Annotated in this window: 18 protein-coding genes; 14 read left to right on the top strand and 4 right to left on the bottom strand. The window is 64.8% G+C overall.

What is annotated here, in order from left to right:
* Window positions 1-86: 86 nt before the first annotated feature.
* The gene (locus tag LPB04_RS00335; protein WP_227496561.1) at window positions 87-2,870 is read right to left on the bottom strand and encodes a TonB-dependent receptor; all 2,784 of its coding nucleotides are present in this window, start codon (window positions 2,868-2,870) and stop codon (window positions 87-89) included.
* Between the two features lie 387 nt (window positions 2,871-3,257).
* Here LPB04_RS00335 and LPB04_RS00330 point away from each other — a divergent pair, with 387 nt between their 5' ends.
* From LPB04_RS00330 to LPB04_RS00265, 14 genes are all read left to right on the top strand, one after another.
* On the top strand, window positions 3,258-4,196 hold the full coding sequence (locus tag LPB04_RS00330; protein ID WP_193686848.1) for an ABC transporter permease: 939 nt from the start codon (window positions 3,258-3,260) through the stop codon (window positions 4,194-4,196).
* Window positions 4,197-4,201: 5 nt separating this feature from the next.
* Window positions 4,202-5,206 (top strand): ABC transporter permease, encoded by a 1,005-nt coding sequence (locus tag LPB04_RS00325; RefSeq protein ID WP_407943873.1) that lies wholly within the window; start codon window positions 4,202-4,204, stop codon window positions 5,204-5,206.
* A complete protein-coding gene (locus LPB04_RS00320) occupies window positions 5,203-6,906 on the top strand; it encodes an ABC transporter ATP-binding protein (RefSeq protein WP_193686846.1) in 1,704 nt (567 codons plus the stop codon). Before LPB04_RS00325 ends, LPB04_RS00320 begins: the two co-directional genes overlap by 4 nt.
* A 60-nt stretch (window positions 6,907-6,966) precedes the next feature.
* A complete protein-coding gene (locus LPB04_RS00315) occupies window positions 6,967-7,941 on the top strand; it encodes a DedA family protein/thiosulfate sulfurtransferase GlpE (RefSeq protein WP_307727301.1) in 975 nt (324 codons plus the stop codon).
* Window positions 7,942-8,083: 142 nt separating this feature from the next.
* Window positions 8,084-9,097 carry a glucokinase gene (locus LPB04_RS00310; RefSeq protein ID WP_193686845.1) on the top strand — a complete coding sequence of 338 codons (1,014 nt, stop codon included), beginning with the start codon at window positions 8,084-8,086 and terminating at the stop codon, window positions 9,095-9,097.
* Between the two features lie 397 nt (window positions 9,098-9,494).
* Window positions 9,495-10,229 (top strand): SMC-Scp complex subunit ScpB, encoded by a 735-nt coding sequence (gene scpB / locus LPB04_RS00305; protein WP_193686844.1) that lies wholly within the window; start codon window positions 9,495-9,497, stop codon window positions 10,227-10,229.
* On the top strand, window positions 10,216-12,186 hold the full coding sequence (rluB, locus tag LPB04_RS00300) for a 23S rRNA pseudouridine(2605) synthase RluB (RefSeq protein WP_193686843.1): 1,971 nt from the start codon (window positions 10,216-10,218) through the stop codon (window positions 12,184-12,186). The genes scpB and rluB overlap by 14 nt, the downstream gene beginning before the upstream one ends.
* Before the next feature lie 430 nt (window positions 12,187-12,616).
* Entirely contained in the window at window positions 12,617-13,105 is a 489-nt protein-coding gene (gene rimP / locus LPB04_RS00295) for a ribosome maturation factor RimP (protein ID WP_193686842.1), read from the top strand.
* Window positions 13,102-14,667 (top strand): transcription termination factor NusA, encoded by a 1,566-nt coding sequence (gene nusA, locus LPB04_RS00290; RefSeq protein WP_193686841.1) that lies wholly within the window; start codon window positions 13,102-13,104, stop codon window positions 14,665-14,667. The genes rimP and nusA overlap by 4 nt, the downstream gene beginning before the upstream one ends.
* A 46-nt stretch (window positions 14,668-14,713) precedes the next feature.
* Window positions 14,714-17,542, top strand: a complete 2,829-nt coding sequence (gene infB, locus LPB04_RS00285) for a translation initiation factor IF-2 (protein ID WP_193686840.1) — start codon at window positions 14,714-14,716, stop codon at window positions 17,540-17,542.
* 143 nt (window positions 17,543-17,685) lie between these two features.
* On the top strand, window positions 17,686-18,108 hold the full coding sequence (gene rbfA / locus LPB04_RS00280) for a 30S ribosome-binding factor RbfA (RefSeq protein WP_193686839.1): 423 nt from the start codon (window positions 17,686-17,688) through the stop codon (window positions 18,106-18,108).
* Window positions 18,105-19,025: a tRNA pseudouridine(55) synthase TruB gene (gene truB / locus LPB04_RS00275; RefSeq protein ID WP_193686838.1), complete on the top strand. Its 921-nt coding sequence runs from the start codon at window positions 18,105-18,107 to the stop codon at window positions 19,023-19,025. Before rbfA ends, truB begins: the two co-directional genes overlap by 4 nt.
* Window positions 19,026-19,250: 225 nt before the next feature.
* Window positions 19,251-21,083, top strand: a complete 1,833-nt coding sequence (gene typA, locus LPB04_RS00270) for a translational GTPase TypA (protein WP_193686837.1) — start codon at window positions 19,251-19,253, stop codon at window positions 21,081-21,083.
* Window positions 21,084-21,224: 141 nt separating this feature from the next.
* Window positions 21,225-22,979 (top strand): ABC transporter ATP-binding protein, encoded by a 1,755-nt coding sequence (locus LPB04_RS00265; RefSeq protein ID WP_193686836.1) that lies wholly within the window; start codon window positions 21,225-21,227, stop codon window positions 22,977-22,979.
* On the opposite strand, the gene LPB04_RS00260 is transcribed toward LPB04_RS00265, so the two are convergent.
* The 3 genes from LPB04_RS00260 to flgK are packed head-to-tail and all read right to left on the bottom strand — an operon-like array spanning window position 22,976 to window position 26,293.
* Complete coding sequence (locus LPB04_RS00260; RefSeq protein WP_193686835.1) at window positions 22,976-23,998, bottom strand: hypothetical protein; 1,023 nt, start codon at window positions 23,996-23,998, stop codon at window positions 22,976-22,978. The two genes, LPB04_RS00265 and LPB04_RS00260, sit on opposite strands and share 4 nt — an antisense overlap.
* A gap of 3 nt (window positions 23,999-24,001) precedes the next feature.
* A complete protein-coding gene (flgL, locus tag LPB04_RS00255; protein ID WP_193686834.1) occupies window positions 24,002-24,913 on the bottom strand; it encodes a flagellar hook-associated protein FlgL in 912 nt (303 codons plus the stop codon).
* A gap of 9 nt (window positions 24,914-24,922) precedes the next feature.
* Window positions 24,923-26,293 (bottom strand): flagellar hook-associated protein FlgK, encoded by a 1,371-nt coding sequence (gene flgK, locus LPB04_RS00250; RefSeq protein WP_193686833.1) that lies wholly within the window; start codon window positions 26,291-26,293, stop codon window positions 24,923-24,925.
* Window positions 26,294-26,326 lie beyond the last annotated feature (33 nt).

Here is a 26,326-nt window from a genome sequence, read left to right as displayed (position 1 = left end):
GTGATGGTTGGCAGCGAGATCGTCCGGCGCGATAGCGGAGCCGTTATCGATCGCCGCGTGGGCGGCAAAGCCGCCCACCCTACCATTTAGAACTGATAACGCGCGCCCAGCTTGAAGTAGCGGCCGATGGCGCCGCTGGCGTCCATCGGGTTGTAGCTCAGGCCGCCGTAGGTCAGCGGATCGAGCGGTGCCACCTTGTCGAGCACGTTGTTGATCGACGCGAACAGCTGCAGGTTGCGGTTCAGGTTATAGCGCGCCGACAGGTCGAGCGTGGTGAACGAGGCCAGTTTGCAGCCATACGGCGCATCGCTGCCGTTGGCAAACTTCGAAGCGCACAGGTCGCCCGCGAAGGCCACGTTCTGCATGCTGCTGCGGTAGTTGGCCGTTGCCGTCAGGTTGAGCGCGTCACGGTCCCAGGAGGCAACCATGCTGACCTTGTTCTTCGGCGTACCCGCGCAGTTCGAGGTGTCGCAGTTGCCGTGGGTACCGGCGTACTGGTAATGCTTGGTAGCCGACTCGGCGCGTTCCCACGAAGCGATGTGGGTCCAGGTCAGGCCAAGCGTGGCACGGCCGTAATCGCCCATGCGGAAGCGCTGCTTGAGGTCCAGGTCGACACCCTTGACTTCGGTGAAGCTCGAATTGCGGTAAGGAGCGCGCGAGAGCAGCAGGCTGCCGGTGTTCGGCTGCACGACGCCGTTCACCACCAGGTTGTTGTCGCTGCGGATCGCGTCCGGCAGGGCGGCTGCTTCGTTGTACGGCAGCGGGTTGATTTCGTCGCTGCGCTTGATCTTCCAGGCGTCGAGCGCGAAGCTGGTGTTGGCCAGCGGATCCCAGACCATGCCCAGGGTCACGCCTTTCGAGGTTTCCGGCTTCAGGTTCGGGTTGCCGATCTTGACCGCGCCGACTGCAACCGAGCAATCGGCCAGGGTCGCGCCGCCGGCGGCCGGGACGCCGCCCGGGCAACGGATCGGATCGCGTGCAGTGGCGGTGCCGGTGCTCTGGCTTTCGACGCCCGATTCCGCAGGTCCCGGCGCGCGGAAGCCTTCCGAATAGGTGCCGCGCAGGGCGAAGGTCTGGATCGGGGTCCACTTCACGCCGACTTTCGGCGTGGTCGACGAGAAGTTCTCGTAGCGGTCATAGCGCACCGCGCCGTTCACTTCGACGCCCTTGATGACCGGCGCCACCACCTCGACGAAGACCGCCTTGATGTCCTGGTCGCCGCGCGCGGCCACGTAGGAGGCGTTGATCGAACCGTTTTCGGTGCCCGACAGGGAAGGGTTGTCGAGCTTCTCGCGGCGGTATTCGGCGCCGAAAGCCAGGCCCATGGCGCCACCCGGCAGCTGCATCAGTTCGCGCGAAGCCTTGAAGTCGAGGATGTCGAGGCGCGTGGTCGAGTGCGAGGTCGCATTGCGCGCGATCGCCTGGTACAGCGAGGCCGGGTTGCGGCCGGCCTGGGCGCCGATGTAGTAAGGGAACAGGTTGCTTGCCGGGTTGCCGAGCGCGGCGGCCAGCGCCGGCATGTTCAGCATGTTGCTGTAGTTGAGGTCGAGCTCCGAGCGCGAGTGGACATAGGCGGTGTCGTAGTCCCAGCCCGCCACTTCGCCCTTGACGCCGATGACGGCGCGCATGAAGGCGTTGTCGGCCGAACGGGTCGACGGGCCGACGTCGAAGGCCGAGTAGCGCAGGCGTACCGGCACGCCATACGGGTTCTGCGGGTGGTTCGCCGCCAGCACGATGGCGTTGGCGCCGGTGCCGTAGTTGATGACGCCGGTCGGGAACTGGGCGTTCGGCGGGAATGCGACCGTCGGCGACACCGATGGCGGAATCAGCGTGAATTCGGTATCGCGGCGCGAATAGCCGGCTTCGGCGTACAGTTCGTGGCCGCCCGAGAGGCGCTTGGCGGCGCGGGTGTAGAGGTTGAAGCCGTCGATCTTCGGCTGCATCGAACGGAACTGGTCGTGGTACCAGAGGCAGCCGCCGGCCGGATCCTGGGCGGTCGTCGTCGACAGGGCCGCGCAGCCCGGCAGCGACACGAAGTTGCCGGTGACCGGGTCGCGCAGCGCGCCGGTCGGGGTGGGGCTCGACGCGCCAGGGGTGATGAAGCCGCCCGCGAACTGCGTGTTCTGCGGATAGCCCCAGCGGCGCAGGTCGCCGGCGCCGATCCACTTGCGGTCGGCGCGGTCCTTGTTCATGAGCTCCTTGTTGGCATAGCCCTCGATATTGACCAGGACGTTGTAGCCTTCCTGGTCGAGCTTGCCCATGCCCCAGGTCAGCGAGGCCTTGGCCATCTCGCCGTCGTGGTAGCGCGACTGGCCGACTTCGCCCTTGAGCACCATGCCGGTGAAGTCCTTGCGCAGGATGATGTTGACGACGCCGGCGATGGCGTCGGCGCCGTAGGTCGAGGAGGCGCCGTCCTTCAGGATCTCGATGCGCTCGACGGCTTCCATGGGTACGGTGGAGAGGTCGGTGAAGCTTTTCTGGCCGTCGTCGGCGCGCGCGAACGGCGCCATGCGGCGGCCGTTGAGCAGCACCAGGGTCGAGGTCGCGCCCAGGCCGCGCAGCGAGATCGCGGTCGAACCGGCCGCAAAGCCGTTGCCGAAACCGGTCGGCAGCGAGCCCGCGCCGTCAGCGGTCAGGGTCTGCAGGTATTCCGCAACCGTGCCCTTGCCGGACTTGGCCAGGTCATCGCGGGTGACGACCTGCACCGGGGATGCGGTTTCTGCGCTGGCGCGCTTGATGCTCGAGCCGGTCACTTCCACACGGGCGACCGGTACTTCCGGTGTGCCGGAGGTCTGCGCAAAGGCAGGCAGGGCGAAGGCGGCGGCGAGGGCCATGGAAACGGCTTGCGACATCATTGTTCTTTTCAACATCTCTACTCCAAAATAGCTACAGAAAATTTCGCAGGATATATGCAGTTTGCATTAAGAAATTGACAAGCATGTCAATCCTACTGAACGCTCATACATATGCCATGCGTATCGTTATAAGGCCGAAAACTAGTCCATTCATTCCCGACCACTTGCATAAAAACATGTAAATACAGCACGGTCAAGGACGCGCACGGTATGCACGACACGGAAACAACAGTCGAGTTCGTCAATCGTGCGGGGCTTGACAGGCGTGCTCCCGAGATATTTGGTGAGGTTTGTGCGGCGCAGCATGACGGACCCGCCCGGCGCATCCGATTTACGCTATCGTTACGCCTTTTGGATATGGCCGAGCGAGTGCAGGGCGCCGGCGGCCGCTGAGGGATTTCCATGCTGGCTTATATTGTGCGGCGGCTGTGGCAGATGCTGCCGACGATGGCGGGCGTCATCGTGCTCGTGTTCCTGCTGTTTAACTGGGTGGGCGGGGATCCGTCCTATCTTCTCGCCGGCAAGATGGCCGATGAGGCGGCGATCGCCAACATCCGCGCCCAGCTCGGCATCGACCAGCCGTATTACGTGCAGCTCGGGATCTTCCTGAAGCAGATCGCGACCTTCGATTTCGGGAATGCCTGGAGCACGGGCGAACCGGTTGCCCACATCATCGCCAGCCGCCTCGGCCCCTCGCTGACGGTGCTGGTGCCGCTGACCATCCTGGAAACCTTTTTCGGCATCGCGCTGGCGCTCGCCATTGCTTTCGTACGCGGCTCGCTCACCGATCGCGCGGTGATGGTCGCCTGCACGGTCGGCATGTCGATCTCGATCCTGGTCTACATCATCGTGTTCCAGTACTTCTTCGCTTACAAGCTGGGCCTGTTCCCGGTGCAGGGCTGGGGCGAGAGCCTGGGCGAGAACCTGCTGCGCTATGCGCTGCTGCCGATCATCATCGGCCTCGCCGTCTCGATCGCGCCGACCCTGCGCCTGTACCGCAGCTTCGTACTCGACGAGGTGCACCAGGATTACGTGCGCACCGCGCGTGCAAAAGGCTTGTCCGAGCGCCGCATCGTCTGGGTCCACGTGTTGCGCAATGCAGCGATCCCGATCATCACCCACGTCATGGCGAACCTGCCGGCGCTGCTGATCGGCGCTTTTCTCCTCGAGCGCTTCTTCGGCATTCCCGGCATTGGGCGCGAAGTCATCCTGGCCGTGGAGCGCAGCGATTTTCCGGTCATCAAGGCCATCACCGTCTATGTGGCGGCCGCGACCATGATGTTCAACCTGCTGGCCGACCTGCTGTATGGCGCGGTCGACCCGCGCGTGCAATTGAAATGAACGCAATGATGCATCACGAAATTTCTCCCGGCCTGTGGACGCTTGCCTGGCGGCGCCTGCGCGCCGACCGCCTGGCGATGGCGGCACTGGGCGTGGTCGGCGCTTTCATCCTGCTGTTGCTGCTGTCCTCGAGCGGACTGGTCGCCGGCGATTGGGAAGACGAGGTGGCGGTCAATTACGCGCCGCCATCGTTTGTCGGCCCCGACGCCGCCGGCGCCGCATTGGCGCGCCCGCAGGCGCCGACGCCGCCGAATGCCTTCGATCCGCTGGCGGCTGAACTCGAGGTCCTCAAGGCCGAGGTGCACGCCGGCCACCCGCCGCGCGCGAAAGCGCTGACCCTGCCGTTCGGGGCCGACAAGTGGGGCCATGACATCGTCAAGAAGACCATCAAGGGCGGCGAAACCTCGATCGTGGTAGGGCTCGTCGCCGCCTTTGTCGCGGTCGCGCTGGGGACGCTGTTCGGCGCCCTGTCCGGATTTTTCGGCGGCGTGGTCGACGACGTCTTTAACTGGTTCTACAGTATCTTTACGTCGATTCCGTCGATCCTGATGATCCTGACGGTGGCCGCGGTGCTGCAGCAGAAGGGCGTGCTGACGATCGTGCTGATCCTCGGCCTGACCGGCTGGACCGGACCGTATCGCCTGATCCGCGCCGAATACATCAAGCACAAGGCGCGCGAATACGTGATGGCGGCCGACGCCATCGGCGCCTCTAGCTGGCGCAAGATGTTCTCGCACATTTTCCCGAACGTCTCGCACGTGGCGCTGGTGCAGCTGTCGATCCTGGTCGTCGGCTTCATCAAGGCCGAGGTCATCCTGTCCTTCCTGGGTTTTGGCGTGCCGGTCGGCACCGTGTCCTGGGGCAGCATGCTGAACGAAGCGCAGAACGAACTGATCCTCGGTAAATGGTGGCAGCTGGCCGCCGCGGCCGGGGCCATGGCACTGCTGGTGACGGCGTTTTCCCTGTTCACCGATGCGCTGCGCGATGCGCTCGATCCGAAAATCAAATGAGTCCGAATCCGAATTTGAATAACAGCATGCTTCTCCAGGTGCGCGACCTGCGCATTTCCTTTCGCGTCGACAAGAAGAACACGACCGAGGCGATCAAGGGCATCTCGTTCGACGTGCCGCAGAATGCCACCGTCGCCCTGGTCGGCGAATCGGGCAGCGGCAAGTCGGTCAGCTCGCTGGCCGTGATGGGTTTGCTGCCGCCGGAGACGACGCTCATCGAACCCGGTTCCAGCGTGCTGTTCAATGGGCGCGAGCTCTTGCACCTGCCCATCGCCGAGCGCCGCAAGCTCTGCGGCAAGGACATCGCGATGATCTTCCAGGAGCCGATGTCCTCGCTCAATCCGGTGTTCACGGTGGGCTTCCAGATCGGCGAAGTGCTGCGCCGGCATATGGGCATGAGCAAGAGGGAAGCGCGCGCCCGCACCCTGGAACTGCTGGAAGAAGTCGGCATTCCCGACCCGGCCAACAAGATCGACGCTTATCCGAGCCAGATGTCGGGCGGGCAGCAGCAGCGCGTGATGATCGCGATGGCCATTGCCTGCGAACCGAAGCTGCTGATCGCCGACGAGCCGACGACGGCGCTCGACGTGACGATCCAGAAGCAGATCATGGAACTGATCGCGGCCCTGCAGAAGAAGCACCGCATGTCGGTCCTGTTCATCACCCACGACCTCGGACTGGTCGGAGAAATTGCCGACCGCGTGATCGTGATGCGCCATGGCGAAGTGCGGGAAGAGGGCAGTGCGACGCAAGTGTTCGGCGCCCCGCGCGACGCCTATACGCGCGCCCTGCTGCATTGCCGGCCGACACTCGACAGCCGTCCGGTGCGCCTGCCCGTGATCGACGATTATTTAAGCGGACGCAGCGATCCCCTGGCCGCGCTGCCGCAGCGTGCGCGCGGCTATGCGGCGGACGACGAGAACCTGCTGGTGGTGGACAATCTCGCCAAAAGCTTTACGCTGCGCGAAGGCCTGTTCGGCAAGCGGGTCTTCCACGCCGTGAAAGACGTGTCGTTCACGCTCCCGCGCGGTAAAACCCTGGGCGTGGTCGGCGAATCCGGTTCCGGCAAGACCACGGTCGGCTTGACCCTGCTGCGCCTGCATCGCGCCACCGGCGGCAGTGCCCGGTTCGACGGGCGCGACCTGTTCGCGCTGTCGGACCGCGAGTATGCGGCCTATAAACGGCGTATCCAGATCATCTTCCAGAATCCGTACGCGTCCCTGAATCCCCGCTTTACGGTCGGCCAGATCCTGCTGGAACCGATGCGCATCCACGGTATCGGCGAGGACGACCGCGAGCGCACCAACACCGTGCATGCCTTGCTGGAGCGGGTCGGCTTGCCGGCGCAAGCCTTCCACCGCTATCCGCACGAGTTTTCCGGCGGCCAGCGCCAGCGCATCGCCATTGCCCGCTGCCTGACGATGAAGCCGGAAATCCTTGTCTGCGACGAATCGGTATCGGCCCTCGACGTCTCGGTCCAGGCGCAGGTGCTGAATTTGCTGCAGGACCTGCAGGACGAGTACAAGCTGAGCTATATCTTCATCTCGCACGATTTATCGGTGGTGCGCTATATCGCCGACCGGGTGATGGTGATGCACCATGGCAGCGTGGTCGAGATGGCGGATTCGGACGAGCTGTACCGCAATCCGCAGCATCCGTACACGCGCTCGCTGCTGGGGGCGATTCCGCGTCTGGCGTAGGGTGGACACTCCGTGCCCACGCGGAACGATGGGTAGCCTCGAAGGCGGCCGTTGCCAACCTTGACCGCCGATTTGGGCTACCATGACCGGATGTCCCAGCTCTCGCTCCTGATCCAGCACTACGGCGTCTTCCTCGTCTTCGGCACGGTGCTGCTGGAGCAGTTCGGCCTGCCGATCCCCGCTTTCCCGGTGCTGGTGCTGGCCGGTGCGATGGCGGTCGACGGCGGCGCCAGCTGGCAGTTGTGCCTGGCCGCCGTGTTGCTCGCCTGCCTGATCTGCGATTATTTCTGGTTCCGCGCCGGACGGTATTACGGCAAGCGCGTGCTGCGCTTGCTGTGCCGGATTTCCCTTTCTCCCGATTCCTGCGTCAACCAGACCGAAGACCGCTTCCGGCGCTACGGCCCGAAATCCCTGCTCGTTTCGAAATTCGTGCCCGGCTTCAATACGATCGCCGCGCCGATGTCGGGTGCGCTGGGCACCGGCACCCGCGCCTTCCTCGGCTTTTCCGCGAGCGGCGCGCTGCTCTGGGGCGGGACCGGCATCGCCCTCGGGGCGGTCTTCCACGACAGCGTCGACGGCGTGCTGGCGGCACTGGAAACCATGGGCAGCGCGGCGCTGATGGTGCTGGGCGGCCTGCTGGCGCTGTTCATCGTCTATAAACATATGGAGCGGCGCCGGCACCGCGCCTCGCTCGCCATCCCGCGCATCGCCATCGCTGAACTGCAGGCGCTGATGGAGGGCGGGCACGATCCGCTCATCATCGATGCGCGCAGCAGCACCGCCCAGGAACTCGAAGCGGCGATCCCGGGCGCGCTGCTATACAACAGTTGCGAACCCGGCCAGTTGATGGCCAGCCTCGACAAGGACCGGCATATCGTCGTCTATTGCAGCTGCCCGAACGACGTCACGGCGGCCCAGGTGGCCAAGGAATTCCTGGCCAACGGCTTTCACCGGGCGCGTCCGCTGCATGGCGGGCTCGATGCCTGGCATGCGCATCAGGCGCAGGCGCCAGAGTCGCGCCCGGCCGCGGCTTGAGGGACTAACGTAGTCGTACTACTTATGCTGGTGCGGTAATCCGGTCACTCTCTGCTCAATCCTGTACCTAAACTACAAAATCTTCTTGTAAGTCAGCAAAGAAATCCAGTAAGCTTGGACATCCCCAGCCTTATGTCCCGCAATGACTGCTTCTCTGCCTGCCGACCTTGCTTCCTCCGCCGCTCCCTTCGATAGCGCACGCCTGCTGGCCGACGTCGGCGGCACCAATGCACGATTCGCGCTCGAGCGTGCGCCGGGGCAGTTCGAGGCGGTGCAGGTACTTGCCTGCGGCGACCATGCGAGCTTTGCCGACGCCATGCGCGCCTATCTCGCTTCGCCCGAGGTGGCCGCCTGCGGCAAGGTAGCCCATGCGGCGGTGGCGATCGCCAATCCGGTCGATGGCGACCAGATCCGCATGACCAACCACCACTGGCAATTCTCGATCGAGGCCGTGCGCCGCGAAGTCGGGCTCGACACGCTGCTGGTGGTCAACGATTTCTATGCGCTGGCGCGCTCGCTGCCGCATCTGCAGGAGGGCGACAAGGTGCAAGTCGGCGGCGGCCTGCCGCGTGCGGGGGCACCACTGGGCCTGCTCGGCGCCGGCACCGGCCTCGGCGTGTCCGGCCTGATCCCGTTTGGCGACAGCTGGACGGCCTTGTCGAGCGAAGGCGGACATGTGACGTTTTCGCCGTCCAACGAACTCGAAGTGGCAGTGCTGCAATACGCATGGCGCGAGTTCGAGCATGTTTCGGCGGAACGCTTCCTGTCGGGCGCCGGCGTCGAGCTGATCCATCGCGCGCTGGCGCATGTGCAGGGGCGCCCGGCCGAGGAATTGTCGGCACCGGAAATTTCGCGCCGCGCGCTGGCGGGGGAGTGCGCGCTCTCGAGCCAGGTACTCGACGTCTTCTGCGGCATGCTCGGCACCGTCGCCGGCAATCTTGCCGTTACGCTCGGTGCCCAAGGCGGCGTCTACATCGGCGGCGGCATCGTGCCGCGCCTGGGCGAACGCTTTGCCAGCTCGCCTTTCCGCAGCCGCTTCGAACAGAAGGGCCGCTTCGCTTCCTACCTGGCCCAGGTACCCACCTACGTGATCACTGCCGAATATCCGGCTTTCCTTGGCGTGTCCGCCGTTTTGGCCGAAAAACTGTCAGCTTGAAGCCAAAGCGGGCTCGCACCCCTTGCGCAAGTGGCCCTTCCTGTGTTTTATCGGTTACAATGGCCCGCAGTTGGAAGAAACGACGTCGATTGTCGTCATGACGTGCCCACCGAGCCGAGCCTCGAAGCCGCATGCAAAATCCGCGTTTCGCTAGATAATCACCTGTAGGTTGACCGCCTGGCACGCGGGCAGCCGGTGGGCGGGTCCTGTCCCGCCACCGTACTATCGCCCGCCGCGTCCAAGCGCGGGCCTTGATTCCTGTAGAGAAGCACGACTGCGCGAGCAGTACCTCGAACCGCGTCGGCGATAGGGCCTGCGCTGCGCCGTATCCGGCCAGCCGGTGCCCGTCGGACGCGTATTTGTTTGAACCTTTGGCGCGAGCCTGACGACATCGAGAATGAAGACTGATGAGGCCAAGCGGGTCCTCGAGACCGCCTTGCTGTGCGCGCGCGAGCCGATGTCGCTGCACGGCATGAAGAAGCTGTTTGCCGATGTCGACGCCAACGGGCGCGTCCTCGGCATCGGCGTCGGGGCCGACACCATCAAGCTTCTGCTCGAGGAACTCCGCCACGACTGGCAGGACCGCGGCATCGAGATCGTCAGCCTGGCCTCGGGCTGGCGCTTCCAGAGCCGTCCGGAGATGAAGGTGTATCTCGACCGCATCACGCCGGAAAAGCCGCCGAAGTATTCGCGCGCCACGCTCGAGACGCTGGCGATCATTGCCTACCGCCAGCCGGTCACGCGCGGCGACATCGAGGAAATCCGCGGCGTCGCAGTCAACTCGCAGACGATCAAGATGCTGGAAGACCGCGGCTGGATCGACGTCGTCGGCCACCGCGAAGTGGTTGGACGGCCAGCCCTGCTGGGGACGACGAAGCAATTCCTCGACGACCTCGGCCTGGCATCGCTGGGGCAATTGCCTCCGCTTGACAGCATTGCCGACGCCCAGGACGGGCGCAGCCTGGAGGCGCTGGAAGCGGCGCTGCAGCAGAATTTTGACAAGGCGGACGCACAGGCGGACGCCGAAGAAGAACAAGTTACTTCACCCGTTGAAGTCCCGATACACGACCCGCAACCGGCCTACGGCGTGGACAGGGTCAACAACAACGAAACGAACGATGAATCCAACTGACACCGACATCACGCCTGCCGAACCGGGCAAGGACGAAGCGGCCAAGCCGAAGCGCCGCACCAAAGCTGCTGCTCCAGCTGCCGCAGCCGCGCCTGCCGCCGACGCTGCGCCTGCGGCCGAGAAGCCGAAGCGCCGCACCAAGGCGGCTATTGCGGCCGAGGCCGCAGCGCCCGTGAGCGCGCAAGCGCCTGCGCCGGCCGCCGCGCCGGCGGCTGCACCGGCTGCCGATCCTGCGCCGGCGCGCGTCTCCGTACGCAAGCCACGTGCCGCCAAGGCCAAGCCGGCCGAAGCGCCGGCCCCGGCGATGGAAACCTGGCCGCAGCCGGCCGCCGCGTCGGCCCCTGCGGCGGACAACATGGCTGCTGCCGACGCGCCGCGCCAGGAACAAGGGAAAGGCGACGGCCAGCGCAAGCCGCGCGGTCCGCGCCAGATGCGCGAACAGCGCGCCAGCCGCGAAGCACGCCAGCCGGTCGCCGCAGCGGCCGCCGCGCCTGAAGCACCGGCAGCCGACGCGCCGCAAGCGCAGGGCGAGCAGGGCGCCGCCGCCGAGCAACCGCGCCGCGAGCAGCAGCGCCAGGCCAAGGGCAAAGGCAAGAACGGTAAAGGCGGTGGTGCACAGGCCGGCCAGCGCAATGCGCAGCAGGGACAGCAAGGCCAGCAGAATCCGCGCGGCCAGGGCGGCAAGCCGAACGGCAAGGGCAAGCCGGGCGCCAAGCCGAACGACGCCGACGCCGTCTTCTCGTTTGTCACCTCGGACGCCTTCGACGCCAACGAAGGCGGCCGTGGCCAGCCTGCGAAGCAGGTGCGCCGCGACCTGACCGCCGACGACGATGCGCCGAAGCTGCACAAGGTGCTGGCCGAAGCCGGTCTCGGTTCGCGCCGCGACATGGAAGACCTGATCGTCGCCGGCCGCGTGTCGGTGAACGGCGAGCCGGCCCACATCGGCCAGCGCATCCTGCCGACCGACGCCGTGCGCATCAACGGCAAGCTGATCCAGCGCCGCGTCACCAGCAGCAAGCCGCCGCGCGTGCTGGTGTACCACAAGCCGGCCGGGGAGATTGTCAGCCATGACGATCCGGAAGGCCGTCCATCGGTGTTCGATCGCCTGCCGACCATGAAGACCGGCAAGTGGCTGGCCGTGGGCCGCCTCGACTTCAACACCGAAGGCCTGCTGCTGTTCACGACCTCTGGCGACCTGGCGAACCGCCTGATGCACCCGCGTTACAACATCGACCGCGAATACGCCGTGCGGACGCTGGGCGTGCTGGAAGAGGGCATGCGCCAGAAGCTGCTGGCCGGCGTCGAACTCGACGACGGTCTGGCGAACTTCACCAAGATCGCCGACGGCGGCGGCGAAGGCATCAACAAGTGGTACCGCGTGGTCATCGGCGAAGGCCGCAACCGCGAAGTGCGCCGCATGTTCGAAGCGGTCGGCCTGACTGTCTCGCGCCTGATCCGTACCCGCTACGGCGCGATGACGCTGCCGTCGGGCCTGAAGCGTGGCCGCTGGGAAGAGCTGGAAGAAAACGACGTGCGCAGCTTCATGTCGGCCTTCGGGATCGAGAAGAAGGGCGGCGCCGGCGGCGACGGCAAGGGCAAGGGCAAGGGCGGCCAGCCGGCCGATCCGCGCCGTTCCGACGGTAACCGCATCGACCGTGCCGACGCGAATCGCAACGTCGACCCGTTCGGGCCGCCGGTGGCGCGCGTCGGCGTCCCGCCGCGCGGCGGCCAGGCACCCGTGGGCCGTCCTGCGGGCGGCAAGGGCCGAGGCGGCAACGCCGGCGGCTTTGGCGGCAATGCGTCGGGCCGTCCGAACAGTGGCGGCAGCAGCCGTCCGAAGCAGCCCGATCCGCTGCAGACCACCTTCGGCTTTGCCGGCACCGGTGGCGGCCGTCGCGGCGGCCAGGGTCCGCGCGGGTCCGAGCACGGTCTGCCGCGCCGCGGACGCCGGGGCTGACACTCCGGTGGTGGTGTAGGGTGGAATCCTGACTCCACGCGTCTATGGCGCTTGAATTTTCGCGGCCTGTCTTCATATGGTCGCTCCGAGCGTGTCTGTAACGCTGCTCGTATGGCGCGTCCGCGTGGGCGGAGCCCACCCTACGTTACGCATCGGTTCGAAGTGCACACTGGCGCTCCGGGCCTGTTGTGTTCGAAACACCACCAGTTTCAGCTTTAATATCGTGCGCGGCCGTTGTTTGCTTGCTCATAAAATGGTATGTCGATTGCAGCGTGCCCTCGAATACGTTATAATTTGCAGCCTAATCGAAGTCCTTCCCCAGTATTAATTTGGTGCAAGTGCTTTCATCTGGTTGGGTTGTAAATACAAAAGATGGGCAGATGCCCATTTTTTTTTTGGTAAAACGTTTTAACGCCCTTGGAGAAGTGTCGTGCAGCAGTTTGATTTGATCGCCAAGACAGTCGGTGGCCTCGGCTACGACCTCGTTGATGTCGAGCGGGGCGAGCGCGGGGTCCTGCGCGTGTTTATCGATTTCCCGGCTGCAGTCGCGGAAGAGAAGGGCTTGATTACCGTCGAGGATTGCGCAACGGTGAGTCACCAGTTGTCGCACGTGCTGACGGTGGAGAACGTCGATTACGAACGTCTCGAGATTTCGTCGCCCGGGCTGGACCGCCCGGTGCGCACCCTGGCCGATTTCGAGCGCTTCGCCGGCCATGAATGCACGGTGAAGCTGCGCGTCGCCATGCCGGGCACCGCGAACCGGAAGACCTATACGGGCATCCTGGTCGCGCCGGAAGGCGACAAGATCGGTCTGGAATTTGAAGGCAAAGATGGGCCGGCGTTGTTGGAATTTACGCTGGCCGAATTGGACAAGGCACGTTTGGTGCCGCAGGTGGATTTTAGGAGTCGCAAAGCATGAGTCGCGAAATTTTGTTATTGGTTGATGCGCTTGCGCGCGAAAAAAACGTCGATAAGGAAGTGGTGTTCGGGGCGCTCGAGTTCGCCCTGGCCCAGGCCACCAAAAAACGCTATGAAGGCGAGGTCGACATTCGCGTGAGCATCGATCGCGACACGGGCGAGTTCGAAACTTTCCGCCGCTGGCACGTCGTGCCCGACGAGGCCGGCCTGCAACTGCCGGACCAGGAAATCCTGCACTTCGAAGCAAAAGAACAGATTCCGGACATCGAAGTCGATGAATACATCGAAGAGCCGGTGGAATCGGTCGAATTCGGCCGCCGCTTCGCCCAGGACACCAAGCAAGTCGTCCTGCAGCGCGTGCGTGACGCCGAGCGCGAGCAGATCCTGCAAGACTTCCTCGAGCGCGGCGATTCGCTGGTGACCGGCACCATCAAACGCATGGAACGGGGCGATGCGATCGTCGAGTCGGGCAAGATCGAAGCGCGCCTGCCGCGCGACCAGATGATCCCGAAGGAAAACCTGCGTATCGGCGACCGCGTCCGTGCCTACATTCTTCGCGTGGACCGCAACATGCGCGGCCCGCAGGTGATCCTGTCGCGCACCGCGCCGGAATTCATCATGAAGCTGTTCGAACTGGAAGTGCCGGAAATCGAGCAGGGCCTGCTGGAAATTAAATCGGCTGCCCGCGACGCCGGCGTGCGCGCCAAGATCGCCGTCTTCACCAGCGACAAGCGCATCGACCCGATCGGTACCTGCGTCGGCATGCGCGGTTCGCGCGTCCAGGCAGTGACTGGCGAACTCGGCGGCGAGCGCGTCGACATCGTGCTGTGGTCGGACGATCCGGCCCAGTTCGTCATCGGCGCCCTGGCGCCGGCGAACGTGTCGTCGATCATGGTCGACGAAGAAAAGCACGCGATGGACGTCGTGGTCGACGAAGAGAACCTGGCGATCGCGATCGGCCGCTCCGGCCAGAACGTGCGCCTGGCCTCGGAACTGACCGGCTGGAAGATCAACATCATGACGGCCGAGGAATCGGCCAACAAGGTGGCCCAGGAAACGGCAACGATTCGTACGCTGTTCATGGAAAAGCTGGACGTCGACCAGGAAGTGGCCGACATCCTCGTCGAGGAAGGTTTCTCGAGCCTGGAAGAAATCGCCTACGTGCCGATTTCGGAAATGCTGGAAATCGAATCCTTCGACGAAGAGACCGTCAACGAACTGCGTACCCGTGCCCGCGACGCCCTGGTGACCGAGGCGATCGCCTCGGAAGAAGGTCTTGAGGGTATGGAAGAGGAACTGGTCAACCTCGAAGGCATGGACCGTACGACTGCCGGCAAGCTCGGTCTCGCAGGTATCAAGACGGTGGAAGCATTTGCCGGCCTGGCCTACGACGAATTCGGCGCGATCCTGGCCCTGTCGTCGGACCGCGCACGTGAACTGATCAAGAATGAATTTAATGATGTGACCGACGATGAGATGAAGCTGGTCGACAGTAAATATGATGACCGCGTCAAGGCGCTGCAGGCGAAAGCCTGGAGCCTGGCAGAAACGGCCAAGGCATAATTTGCAAATCTTTATCATCTCCGCGACACATAGAAAAGAGGACTGAATGGCGAGTAACAACGTAGCCCAATTTGCCACCGAACTGAAGATGCCTGCAGATTTGCTGCTGACGCAGCTGCGTTCTGCCGGCGTCGATAAAAGTTCGACGTCAGATCCCTTGTCAAAGGATGATAAGGACAAGCTGCTGAACCACCTGCGCCGTACCCACGGTGCAGCCGATGCGACCGAGAAGAAGAAGATCACGGTCACCCGCAAGGAAACGAGCGAGATCAAGCAGGCGGATGCTTCCGGCAAGTCGCGCACGATCCAGGTCGAAGTGCGCAAGAAGCGCACCTTCGTCCAGCGCGACGACGTCGTCGCCACGCCGGCGCCGGCAACGGAAGCGGCGGCCCCTGTGGTCGACGCCGCCGAAATCGCCCGCCGCGAGGAAGAGTCGCGCCGTCACGCCGAGCTCGTCGCTCGCCAGGAAGCGGACCTGCGTGAAAAGCAGGAACGCCTGGCCAAGCTCGAAGCCGAGCGCGCCGAACAGGCCAAGGCCGATGAGGAGCAGGCCAAGCGCGACGCTGCGGAAGCCGCCAAGCGCAATGCCGCCGCCACCGCCGCCGCCAATTCGGCTGCCAGCGAGCAGGCCAAGCAGGCCGCCGCCGACGACGCCAAGCGCAAGGCGGAAGAAGCCGCCAAGGAAGCCGCCGAACGCGCTGCCGCCACCGAGCGTGCACGCAAGGCCGTGGCCGACGAAGTAGCCCAGATCAAGCTGATGATGGCGCAGCCGCGCCGCGTCATCAAGGCGCCGGAACCCGTTCCAGCACCGGTCGTGGCCAAGCCGGCCGCACCTGCCGGCACGCTGCACAAGCCTGCCGACAAGAAGCCGGCCGACGGTGCCGCCGCCAAGCCGGGCGACAAGAAGCCGGGCGACAAGAAGTCGATCAAGTCGGCGAATGTCTCCTCGACCTGGTCTGACGATGCCAAGAAACGTGGCGCACCGAGCGGTGCGAAGGGCCGTGGCGCCCCAAGCGCGCCGAGCGGCCGCGATGGCTGGCGTTCGGGTGGCCGTAGTGGTGGCCGCCGCAATTCGCACGACGACCGCGAAACCAACTTCCAGGCGCCGACCGAGGCGATCGTCAAGGACGTCCACGTCCCTGAAACGATCACCGTGGCCGAGCTCGCCCACAAGATGTCGGTGAAGGCCTCCGAGGTCATCAAGCAGCTGATGAAGCTGGGCCAGATGTGCACCATCAACCAGGTGCTGGACCAGGAAACCGCGATGATCGTGGTGGAAGAGATGGGCCACAAAGCCTTCGCTGCCGCCGAGGACGATCCGGAAGCGCTGCTGGCCGACCAGGGCGAGCACGCCGAGTTCGAGGCGACCCCACGTGCACCGGTCGTGACCGTCATGGGCCACGTCGACCACGGTAAAACCTCGCTGCTGGACTATATCCGCCGCGCCAAGGTTGCCGCGGGCGAAGCCGGCGGCATTACCCAGCACATCGGTGCATACCACGTGGACACCCCGCGCGGCATGATCACCTTCCTGGATACCCCGGGTCACGAGGCGTTCACCGCGATGCGTGCCCGTGGCGCCAAGGCGACCGACATCGTCATCCTGGTGGTGGCGGCGGACGACGGCGTGATGCCGCAAACGAAGGAAGCGATCGCTCACGCGAAAGCCGCCGGCGTGCCGCTGGTTGTCGCGATCAACAAGATCGACAAGCCGGGTGCGAACACCGACCGTGTCACGCAGGAGCTGGTGGCCGAAGGCGTCGTGCCGGAAGAATACGGCGGCGATTCGCCGTTCGTGCCGGTGTCCGCGAAAGTCGGTACCGGTATCGACGACCTGCTCGAGCAAGTGCTGCTGCAGGCCGAAGTGCTGGAACTGAAGGCACCGGTCGGTGCGCCGGCCCGTGGCCTGGTGGTCGAATCCCGTCTGGACAAGGGCCGTGGCCCGGTCGCGACGATCCTGGTGCAGTCGGGTACCCTGCGCCGCGGCGACGTGGTGCTGGCCGGTTCCGCTTATGGCCGTGTCCGTGCAATGCTGGACGAAAACGGCAAGGCGATCGCCGAAGCCGGCCCATCGATCCCGGTCGAGATCCAGGGCCTGACCGAAGTGCCGGCAGCCGGCGAAGAAGTCATGGTCATGGCCGACGAGCGCAAGGCGCGTGAAATCGGTCTGTTCCGTCAAGGTAAGTTCCGCGACGTGAAGCTGGCCAAGCAGCAGGCAGCGAAGCTGGAAAACATGTTCGACCAGATGGGCGAGGGCGAGGTCAAGAACCTGCCGCTGATCATCAAGACGGACGTGCAGGGTTCGCAGGAAGCGCTGGTCGGTTCGCTGCAGAAGCTGTCGACTTCGGAAGTGCGCGTGCAGATCGTCCATGCGGCGGTCGGCGGTATCACGGAATCCGACGTCAACCTGGCAACCGCCTCGAAGGCAGTCATCATCGGCTTCAACGCCCGTGCCGACGCCCAGGCGCGCAAGGTGGCCGAAGCCAATGGCGTCGACATCCGTTACTACAGCATCATTTACGATGCGATCGACGAGATTCGTACGGCACTGTCGGGCATGCTGGCGCCGGAGAAGCGCGAGACCATCACCGGCCAGGTCGAGATTCGCCAGGTCATCCTGGTCTCGAAGGTCGGCGCGATTGCCGGCTGTCTGGTGACCGATGGCGTCGTCAAACGTACCTCCTCGGTCCGCCTGCTGCGCAACAACATCGTCATCTGGACCGGCGAGATCGACTCGCTCAAGCGTTTCAAGGACGATGTGAAAGAAGTGCGCGCCGGCCTCGAGTGCGGCCTCTCGCTGAAGGGCAACAACGAAATCCAGGTTGGCGACGTCCTGGAAGTGTTCGAAGTGACGGAAGTGGCTCGTACGCTCTAATCCATCAGCGCGATCGAAAAGCGCCATCCGCCGGGTTCACGCCCAGCCGGTGGCGTTTTTTTTACACCCACGCGCGCACGCGCGCGTACGCCCCTGCGCCCCCAATCGATGTACCATCGTCGGAAAAACCTCAAATAAACACCATGGCAAAACACAGCAAAACCATTCCCCAGCGCGGCCTGCGCGTCGCCGACCAGATCCAGAAAGACCTGTCGGAACTGATCGCCTTCGAGCTGAAGGACCCGCGCGTCGGCATGATCACGCTGACCGAAGTCCAGCTGACGCCTGACTACGCCCACGCCAAGATCTATTTCACCCTGCTCAAAGACAGCAAGGAAGAAGTCAAGCAGACGCTCGAGGGCTTGAACAAGGCCGCCGGCTTCCTGCGCAACATGCTCGGCAAGCGCCTGCACATCCACACGCTGCCCGCCTTGCACTTCATGCACGACACCTCGACCTCGCGCGGCCTGCAGATGTCGGCCCTGATCGACCAGGCAAACGCCGTGCGCGCCGCCGACTTCGACGACGGCCAGGCAGCATCCGAAGCGGACGACCAGCCGAAGTGAACGCCCGCCCGCAAAAAAAGCCGCGTGACCTCGTCGACGGCGTCCTGCTGCTGGATAAGCCGGTCGGCCTGTCCTCGAACGACGCCCTGATCAAGGCCAAACGCGTGATGAACGCGAAAAAGGCCGGCCACACCGGCACCCTCGACCCCTTCGCGACCGGCTTGCTGCCGCTGTGCTTCGGCGAAGCCACCAAGTTCTCGCAGGACTTGCTGGAAGCGGACAAGACCTATGACGCCACGGTCCACCTGGGCATCATGACGAATACCGGCGACACCGAGGGCGAGCCCATCGAGACGCTTCCCGTTGACGTGACGATCGCGCAGATCGAGGCGGCGCTGGCGCGTTTCCGCGGCCCGATCCTGCAGGTGCCGCCGATGTACTCGGCCTTGAAACGCGACGGCAAGGCCTATTACGAATACGCGCGCGAAGGCATTACGCTGGAACGCGAAGCGCGGCCGGTGACGATCCACGGCCTGGAACTGATCGGCTACGAAGCGCCGATGCTGAAGATCCGCGTCACCTGCAGCAAGGGGACCTATGTGCGCGTGCTCGGCGAAGACATCGGTGCGGCCCTGGGTTGCGGCGCGCACCTGAATGCGCTGCGCAGGATCCAGGTGGGCGCGCTGACGGCGGAGGCGATGATCACGCTGGAAGACCTGCAGGCGCACAGTGACCCGCTGTCGCTGCTGGCGCCGGTCGATGCGCTGCTGTCGAGTTTTCCGTCGGTCGAGCTGACGCCGGAACTGGCGAAGCGTTTCCTGAACGGGCAGCGGCTGGCGCTGGGCAAGGAAGCGGTCGTCGTGCCGACGGAACTTGGCCGCGTGCGGGTCTACGCCGAGGGCAAGCTGCTGGGTACCGCGAACCTGCAGGAGTATGCGATCCTGGCGCCGGAACGCCTGATCGCGGCGCAGCAATAGACCGTGCGGGGCGTTTCATACCCCCGCAATAAAACAGGGCCACACTGTCGGCCAGAGCGCACCGAACCGCGCCGGTTCGGTGCAAACACAGCAACTCGTTGAAAATGCTCGCCTTTTCCAAGGTGAGCCGACGGCAACGTGCTATACTACGCGGTTTCCGAAATCGGCAGCATCGGACACATCCGCGAGTTCATCCGCAAATCACGCAAATCACGCTGAAAATACATGTCAAATACCAAACGCGCAATTCGTAATATTGCAATCATCGCCCACGTTGACCACGGCAAGACCACCCTGGTCGACCAGCTGCTCCGTCAGTCCGGCACCTTCCGTGAAAACCAGGCGGTGGACACCCGCGTGATGGACTCGAACGACCTCGAAAAAGAACGCGGCATCACGATTCTGTCGAAGAATTGCGCGGTCGAGTACGAAGGCACCCACATCAACATCGTCGACACCCCGGGCCACGCCGACTTCGGCGGTGAGGTCGAGCGCGTGCTGTCGATGGTCGACTCCGTGCTGCTGCTGGTCGATGCGCAGGAAGGCCCGATGCCGCAGACGCGCTTCGTGACCCGCAAGGCGCTGGCCCTGGGCCTGAAGCCGATCGTCGTCGTCAACAAGGTCGACCGTCCGGGCGCGCGCGCCGAGTGGGCGATCAACCAGACCTTCGAACTGTTCGACAAGCTGGGCGCGAGCGATGACCAGCTGGACTTCCCGATCGTCTACGCCTCGGGCCTGAACGGCTACGCCGGCCTGACCGAAGACGTCCGCAGCGGCGACATGAAGCCGCTGTTCGACGCCATCCTGCAACACGTGCCGGTCCGTGACGACAATCCGGAAGGCCCGCTGCAGATGCAGATCACCTCGCTCGACTACTCGTCGTACGTCGGCAAGATCGGCATCGGCCGCGTGAACCGCGGCACCGTCAAGACCGGCCAGGACGTGGTCGTCATGAACGGTCCTGACGGCACCCCGATCAAGGGCCGCATCAACCAGGTGCTGAACTTCAAGGGCCTGGAGCGCGTGCTGGTCGACGAAGCCGTCGCCGGCGACATCTGCCTGATCAACGGTATCGACGAAATCGGCATCGGCTCGACCATCTGCGCACCGGACACCCCGGAAGCGCTGCCGATGCTGACCGTCGACGAGCCGACCCTGACCATGAACTTCATGGTCAACAACTCGCCGCTGGCCGGCCGCGAAGGCAAGTTCGTCACCAGCCGCCAGCTGCGTGACCGCCTCGACCGCGAACTGAAAGCCAACGTCGCGCTGCGCGTGGCGCCGACCGACGACGACACGATTTTCGAAGTGTCGGGCCGCGGCGAGCTGCACCTGACGATCCTGATCGAAAACATGCGCCGCGAAGGTTTCGAGCTGGCCGTGTCGCGTCCGCGCGTGGTCTTCAAGATGGTCGATGGCGTGCGCCACGAGCCGTTCGAGAACCTGTCGGTCGACGTCGAAGAAGCCAACCAGGGCGGCGTGATGGAAGAACTGGGCCGCCGTCGTGGCGACCTGCAGAACATGGAATCGGATGGCAAGGGCCGCGTGCGTCTCGAGTACCTGATCCCGGCGCGTGGCCTGATCGGCTTCCAGGGCGAATTCATGACCCTGACCCGCGGCACCGGCCTGATGAGCCACGTGTTCCACGAATACGCACCAGTCGACAACACCCGCGGTGAAATGGCCGGCCGCCGTAACGGCGTGCTGATCTCGCAGGATGACGGCGCCGCTGTCGCCTACGCGATCTGGAAGCTGCAGGACCGCGGCCGCATGTTCGTGTCGCACAACGATCCGGTGTACGAAGGCATGATCATCGGCATCCACTCGCGCGACAACGACCTGGTCGTCAACCCGATCAAGGGCAAGCAGCTGACCAACGTGCGTTCGTCGGGTACCGACGAAGCCGTGCGCCTGGTGCCGCCGATCCAGATGTCGCTCGAGTACGCCGTCGAGTTCATCGAGGACGACGAGCTGGTCGAGATCACGCCGAAGTCGATCCGCCTGCGCAAGCGTTACCTGAAAGAGCACGAGCGCAAGAAGGCTTCGCGCGAAGCGTAAGACAACGCGGAGTTCGTCTCCGCGTTTCGAAAAACCGCTGTCACCGCATGCAAATGCGGGGCAGCGGTTTTTTTCGTTCCGGCGGTCCGGCGCCCGGCTCATCCGTGTGCGGAAGTTCCTGCCGGATTGCTAAGATGCCGCATGCGCATCCTCTGGATTTACCTGAAACCCCATTGGCGCCTGGCCTTGCTGGCCTTGCTGTTCGCCGGCATCGCCCAGGTGCTGGCCCTGGTCGATCCGATCATTTTCGGCCGCATCATCGACCACGTCACGCAGCGCCATCCCGGCGACGCCGATCCGATGCCCTACGTGATGCGCCTGCTCGGCCTGGCCGTGCTGGTGGCCGTCCTGTCGCGCCTGGCGAAAGCCCTGCAGGAATACGTGACGCGCCTGGTGGTGCAGAAGCTGGGTGTGGCGATTTTCAATGACGGCCTGCGGCACTTGTTGCGGCTGAAATTCCAGGAATTCGAGGACCTGCGCAGCGGCGAGATGCTGTCCCTGTTGCAGAAGGTGAGGGCCGACAGCGAGCGCCTGATCAACACCTTCATCAACACGGCCTTTGCGGCCCTGGTCGGCGTCAGTTTTCTCGCGTGGTATGCGGTCACCAGGCACTGGTTGCTGGTGCCGGTGTTCCTGGTCGGGGTGCTGGTGCTGGGCGGGCTGACGGGACTACTCTCCCGCGAGATCAAGACCCAGCAGCGCTCGATTACGCGCGAGACCAACCGCAATTCCGGCTTCATCACCGAGTCGCTCCGCAACATCGAGCTCATCAAAAGCCTGGGGCTGACCTTTCCCGAGATCCGGCGCCTGCGCAGCCAGACCGATGCGATCTTTGCCCTCGAGATGGAAAAGGTCAAACGCATCCGCATGCTCTCCTTTTTGCAGGGTTCGACGCTCAGCCTTCTGAAACTGGCGATCCTGTTTGCGCTGCTGTGGCTGATCTTTCGGGACGTGCTCTCGACCGGTGAGCTGATCGCGATGCAGTTCATCTCGGTGTCGATCTTCGCGCCGCTGCAGGAGCTGGGCAACATCATCCTGGCGCACCGCGAAGCCGAGGCCTCGCTGCTGAATTTTAAAACGCTGATGGACAAGCCGGTCGAGCGGCGCCCGCCCGATCCGGTCGAGATCGGGCCGCTGACCGAACTGCGTTTCGATGAGGTCCGTTTCCGGCACAAAGGCGCGCCCGAGGATGCGCTGGCCGGGATCTCGTTCGCGGCCACGCTGGGGCAGACGGTGGCCTTTGTCGGCCCCTCGGGCTCGGGCAAGTCGACCCTGGTCAAACTGCTGGTGGGGCTGTACACGCCGAACGCGGGAGAGGTCTCGTACAACAGCGTGCGCACGACCGACCTGCGCTACAACCGGGTGCGCCGCCAGATCGGTTTCGTGACTCAGGAGACCTATCTGTTTGCGGGTACGATCCGCGACAACATCCGCTTCGTGAAGACCGATGCGACCGACGACGAGATCGTGGCGGCGATGCGCCAGGCCTCCTGTGCCTATCTGCTGGAGCGTTCGCCCGAGGGGCTGGACACCGTGATCGGCGAGCGCGGGATGAAGCTGTCGGGCGGCGAGAAGCAGAGACTGTCGATCGCGCGGGCGCTGGTGCGCCAGCCGGCGCTGCTGATTTTCGACGAGGCGACGTCGGCGCTCGATTCGATTACCGAGGAGCAGATCACGAATACGGTGCGCGAGATTTCACGGCGCGCGGCGCAGATGACGATTTTGATCGCGCACCGGCTCTCGACCGTGATGCATGCGGATACGATTTTCGTGCTGGAGAAGGGGAGGATCGTCGAGCGTGGGACGCACGACGAACTGGTCGAGGCGCGCGGATTGTATTACGCGATGTGGCGGCAGCAGATCGGGGAGCGGCCGGGGCCGCTCCCGGCCCCTTAACGCAAGCCCAGCAAAGCGACGACCCGCTCGCGGCTCACGCCCACGAGGGCCGAGGTGATCGCCAGCAGCGACTCGTAATCGTGGCTGACCGCGGTCGAGGCGAAATCCTGGGCCGTGAGGACGAGGTCGTCGGCGCTCAGTTCCGACTGTGCCGCGCGCTGGGTGGCGGCGCTGAGGGCCGCGCTGGCGGCGTCCTGCGAGCGGCGCACGCGCTCCAGGGCCTGCACCACTTCGCGCAGGCTCTGGCGCAGCGCTTCCGCGTTGCCGGTGCCGAGGTCCTGCAGTTTGGCGTCAGGTGCGACGGTCTCGGTCGTCACCCGGCCGCGGCCGGAGATGGCGATGCTGTCGCGCACGCCCGACCAGTTGGATTCAGGAGTCGTGAATTCGATGCGGCCGCCCTTGTCCAGTCGCGCGCGCACGTTCACCGGCGCCAGGGTGCGGTCGAGGCGGCCGGCAATCTGCTCGGGCGTCATGTCGGGTTCGAACGCGGCGGCCAGCTGCGGACCGCCGGCGCCGCCGACCGAGAAGGCCAGCGACAGCGGGGCGGCCGCCTGCAGCATGCTCACGTCCAGGCCGGTGATGCGGAAACGCTGCTGGGCCGGTTCGCCGTCCGAGAATTCGAGCTGGGCATCGACCGAGCCGCCGGCCTGGGCGCTGCGGGCGGCGATGGTGGCGCCGAGCTGGCGGGCGCGCGCTTCGAGGTCGCGCGCGCCGCTCTTCATGCCGGCGATTTTCGCGGACAGCGCCGCTTTCACCGATTCGAGCTGGGCCGCCACGCGCTCGAGGTAATCGCGGGCTTGCTGGGCGCTGGCAACATTGCTCTGCAGGCGGGTATCGTAGTTCGCCTTGTTGCGGGACGCGAGCGCCTGCGCGGCCGGGCGCTTGGCCGAGCGCGCTTCTGGCGTGTTGTCTTGCGGCGGCTGGGTACGGACCAGCGCCGGCGCGCCCTGGGCGGCGCCGGCGGTGACCGTCGTGTTGACGGGAAGCGTGGTGGAAGCGGTTCGCAGGGTGGTGTCCATCGGTTACAGGGCAGAGAAGAGGGACAGCGTGCCGATGCGGCCATACGCCTTGTAGGTGGCCTGCAGGGCCGTCGAATACCCGTTCAGCTCGGTCGCCGCCAGGCCCATGTCGAGCTGGCCGATGTCGGTGATGGCCATCTGGTTCGACAGGCTGATATTGCCATGGTTGGCGTCGAGCGTGTCGAGGATGTTCTGCTTGCCGCCGAGGACGGCGATCTTGCTCGAGACCATGTCGAGCCCGGCGTCGAAGGCATCGAGGTTGGCCACCAGCACGTTGCGCGTGGCCGGGGCATTCACGTTGATGGCGGGACCGGCGAGCGTGGCGATGGTGGCGTCGATGCTGTTGAGCAGCGCTTCCATGCCCTTCATGTTGTCATTCGCAACCTGGGTCAGCCCGTTGCCGACCACCACGCGCTGCTCGTTGGTGTTGCCGGCATAGCTGTAGCGCGAGCCCGGGGCGGCATTCGGGTTGTAGGCCATCGGCGGGGTCGCGGTCTTGGTGCCCGAAAAGACGTAGCGGCCTTCCTGGTCGACCGAATTGGCATTGAAGAACAGGCTGTCGCGCAGCGCCTCGAGCGGCGTGCTCATCGCGCGCAGGTCGGCCGGCGTGTTGCTGCCGTCGAGCGCCCAGACCATCAGGTCGCGGCCCGAGTTGATGTCGTTGACCATGCTGCCGAGGTAGCCTTCGGTCTTGGTCAGGCGGATCTTGATCGAGGCGATGTTGTCGCGGTATTGGCCGATCGCCGCTTCCTCGCGCTGCAGGCGCGACAGGCGCACGCTGTCGACCGGATCGTCCGAGGGCAGCTGGATGCGCTTGCCGGTGGCCATTTGCTGGGTCAGGTTGCTCATGCGCTCCTGGTTCAGCTGGAGCGACTGGTTCATGTTCGATTGGTACTGGGCGGTAGCGATGCGCATGATTCTTCCTTAACCCATCATCGCCAGCGTGGCGTCGAACAGGGAGTTGGCGACCGACATGACTTTCATGTTGGCCTGGTACATGTTCTGGTACTCGACGAGGTTGACGGCTTCCTCGTCCTGGTTGACGCCGCTGGTGGACTGCCAGTCGTCGACCGCATGGGTGCGCATCGTCTGGGCCGTGGCCAGGCCCGCCTGGTTCTGCTGGCTCAGCAGGCCGAGCTTGCCGACCAGCTGGGTGTCGGCGTCGCTCAGCAGGACCGAGCCGAGGCCCGTGACGTTGATCGCCTGGCTGTTGATGTTCACCAGTTGCAGCAGGTTGCCGCTGTCGCCCTGGCTGCCGTCGCTGGAGAAGGCAAGGCCGGTCGGATCGAGGCTGGCCGAGACACCCATCATGTTGGTCGTTCCCGGCGTGTAGACGAACAGCGGCTTGCCCGCGGTGCCGTCCATGGCATAGCCGCTTGCCAGCTGGGTGTTCACTTTGGTCGCCAGTTGGCTGGCGATGTCGGCGACGCCCTGCTGCATCGGCTTCAGCACGTCCTGTTCATAGGTCGTCAGGCCGCCCAGCTGTCCGCCGAGTTTGGCCGCGTCCAGGCCGAAGGTGGTCGAAGCGAACTTCAGGACGAAGGTCTGGGCGCCGACGCCGCCAATGGCCTCGAGCTTGCCGGGGACGTTGCCGATCACGAGGGCCTGTCCGGTCTTGAGCGAGACGTCGCGCACGCCGCCCGGCTGGTCCGACACTTCAAGGCCCATCTGGCTGGCCAGTTCGTCTATGGCCAGGTCGCGCGCATCGATCAGGCTTGACGCCGGCGTCCCGACGGCATTCGCCTGGGTGATGCGGGCGTTCAGGGCGGCGATCTTGGCAATGTTCGAATTGGCCGAGTCGACGATCGCGCTGCGCTGCTGGCTGACCGATTGCTGCTGGGCGTTGTAGACGTTGTTCAGGCTGTTGAAGCGCTGGGACAGCACGCCGGCGGCGGTCAGCACCTGCTGGCGCAGCGGCGTCGAGGTGGCGTTGTCCCCGCCGACGGCGTTCAGCGCCGCGAAAAACTGGTCGACCGCGACCGACAGGCTGGCCGTGTCGTCGCCCATCACGCGCTCGAGCTGGGTGATGTAGGGCTGGGTCTGGGAATACTGGCCCGTCTCGCCGGCCGCACGCCACATCTGCTGGCTCTTGTAGCTGTCGGCAAAGCGCAGCAGCGAGCTGACCTGTACGCCGTTGCCGACGGCCTTGCCGCTGGCATCGGCGCCCACTGCCGACAGTAAGGCAGCCTGGCGCGTATAGCCCTTGGTCTGCAGGTTGGCGATGTTCTGGCTGGTTGCCGACAGCGCCATCTGCGAAGCGAGCGCGCCCGACAGGGCGTTGGTCATGATGGTCATGGAGGTCTTTCTCGAGAAACATGGGGCCTATCA

It is taken from the genome of Massilia litorea (assembly GCF_015101885.1).
Taxonomy (GTDB): domain Bacteria; phylum Pseudomonadota; class Gammaproteobacteria; order Burkholderiales; family Burkholderiaceae_D; genus Telluria; species Telluria litorea.
Note: the sequence above shows the minus strand (reverse complement) of the source record. Positions and strands in the feature narration are given on the sequence as shown.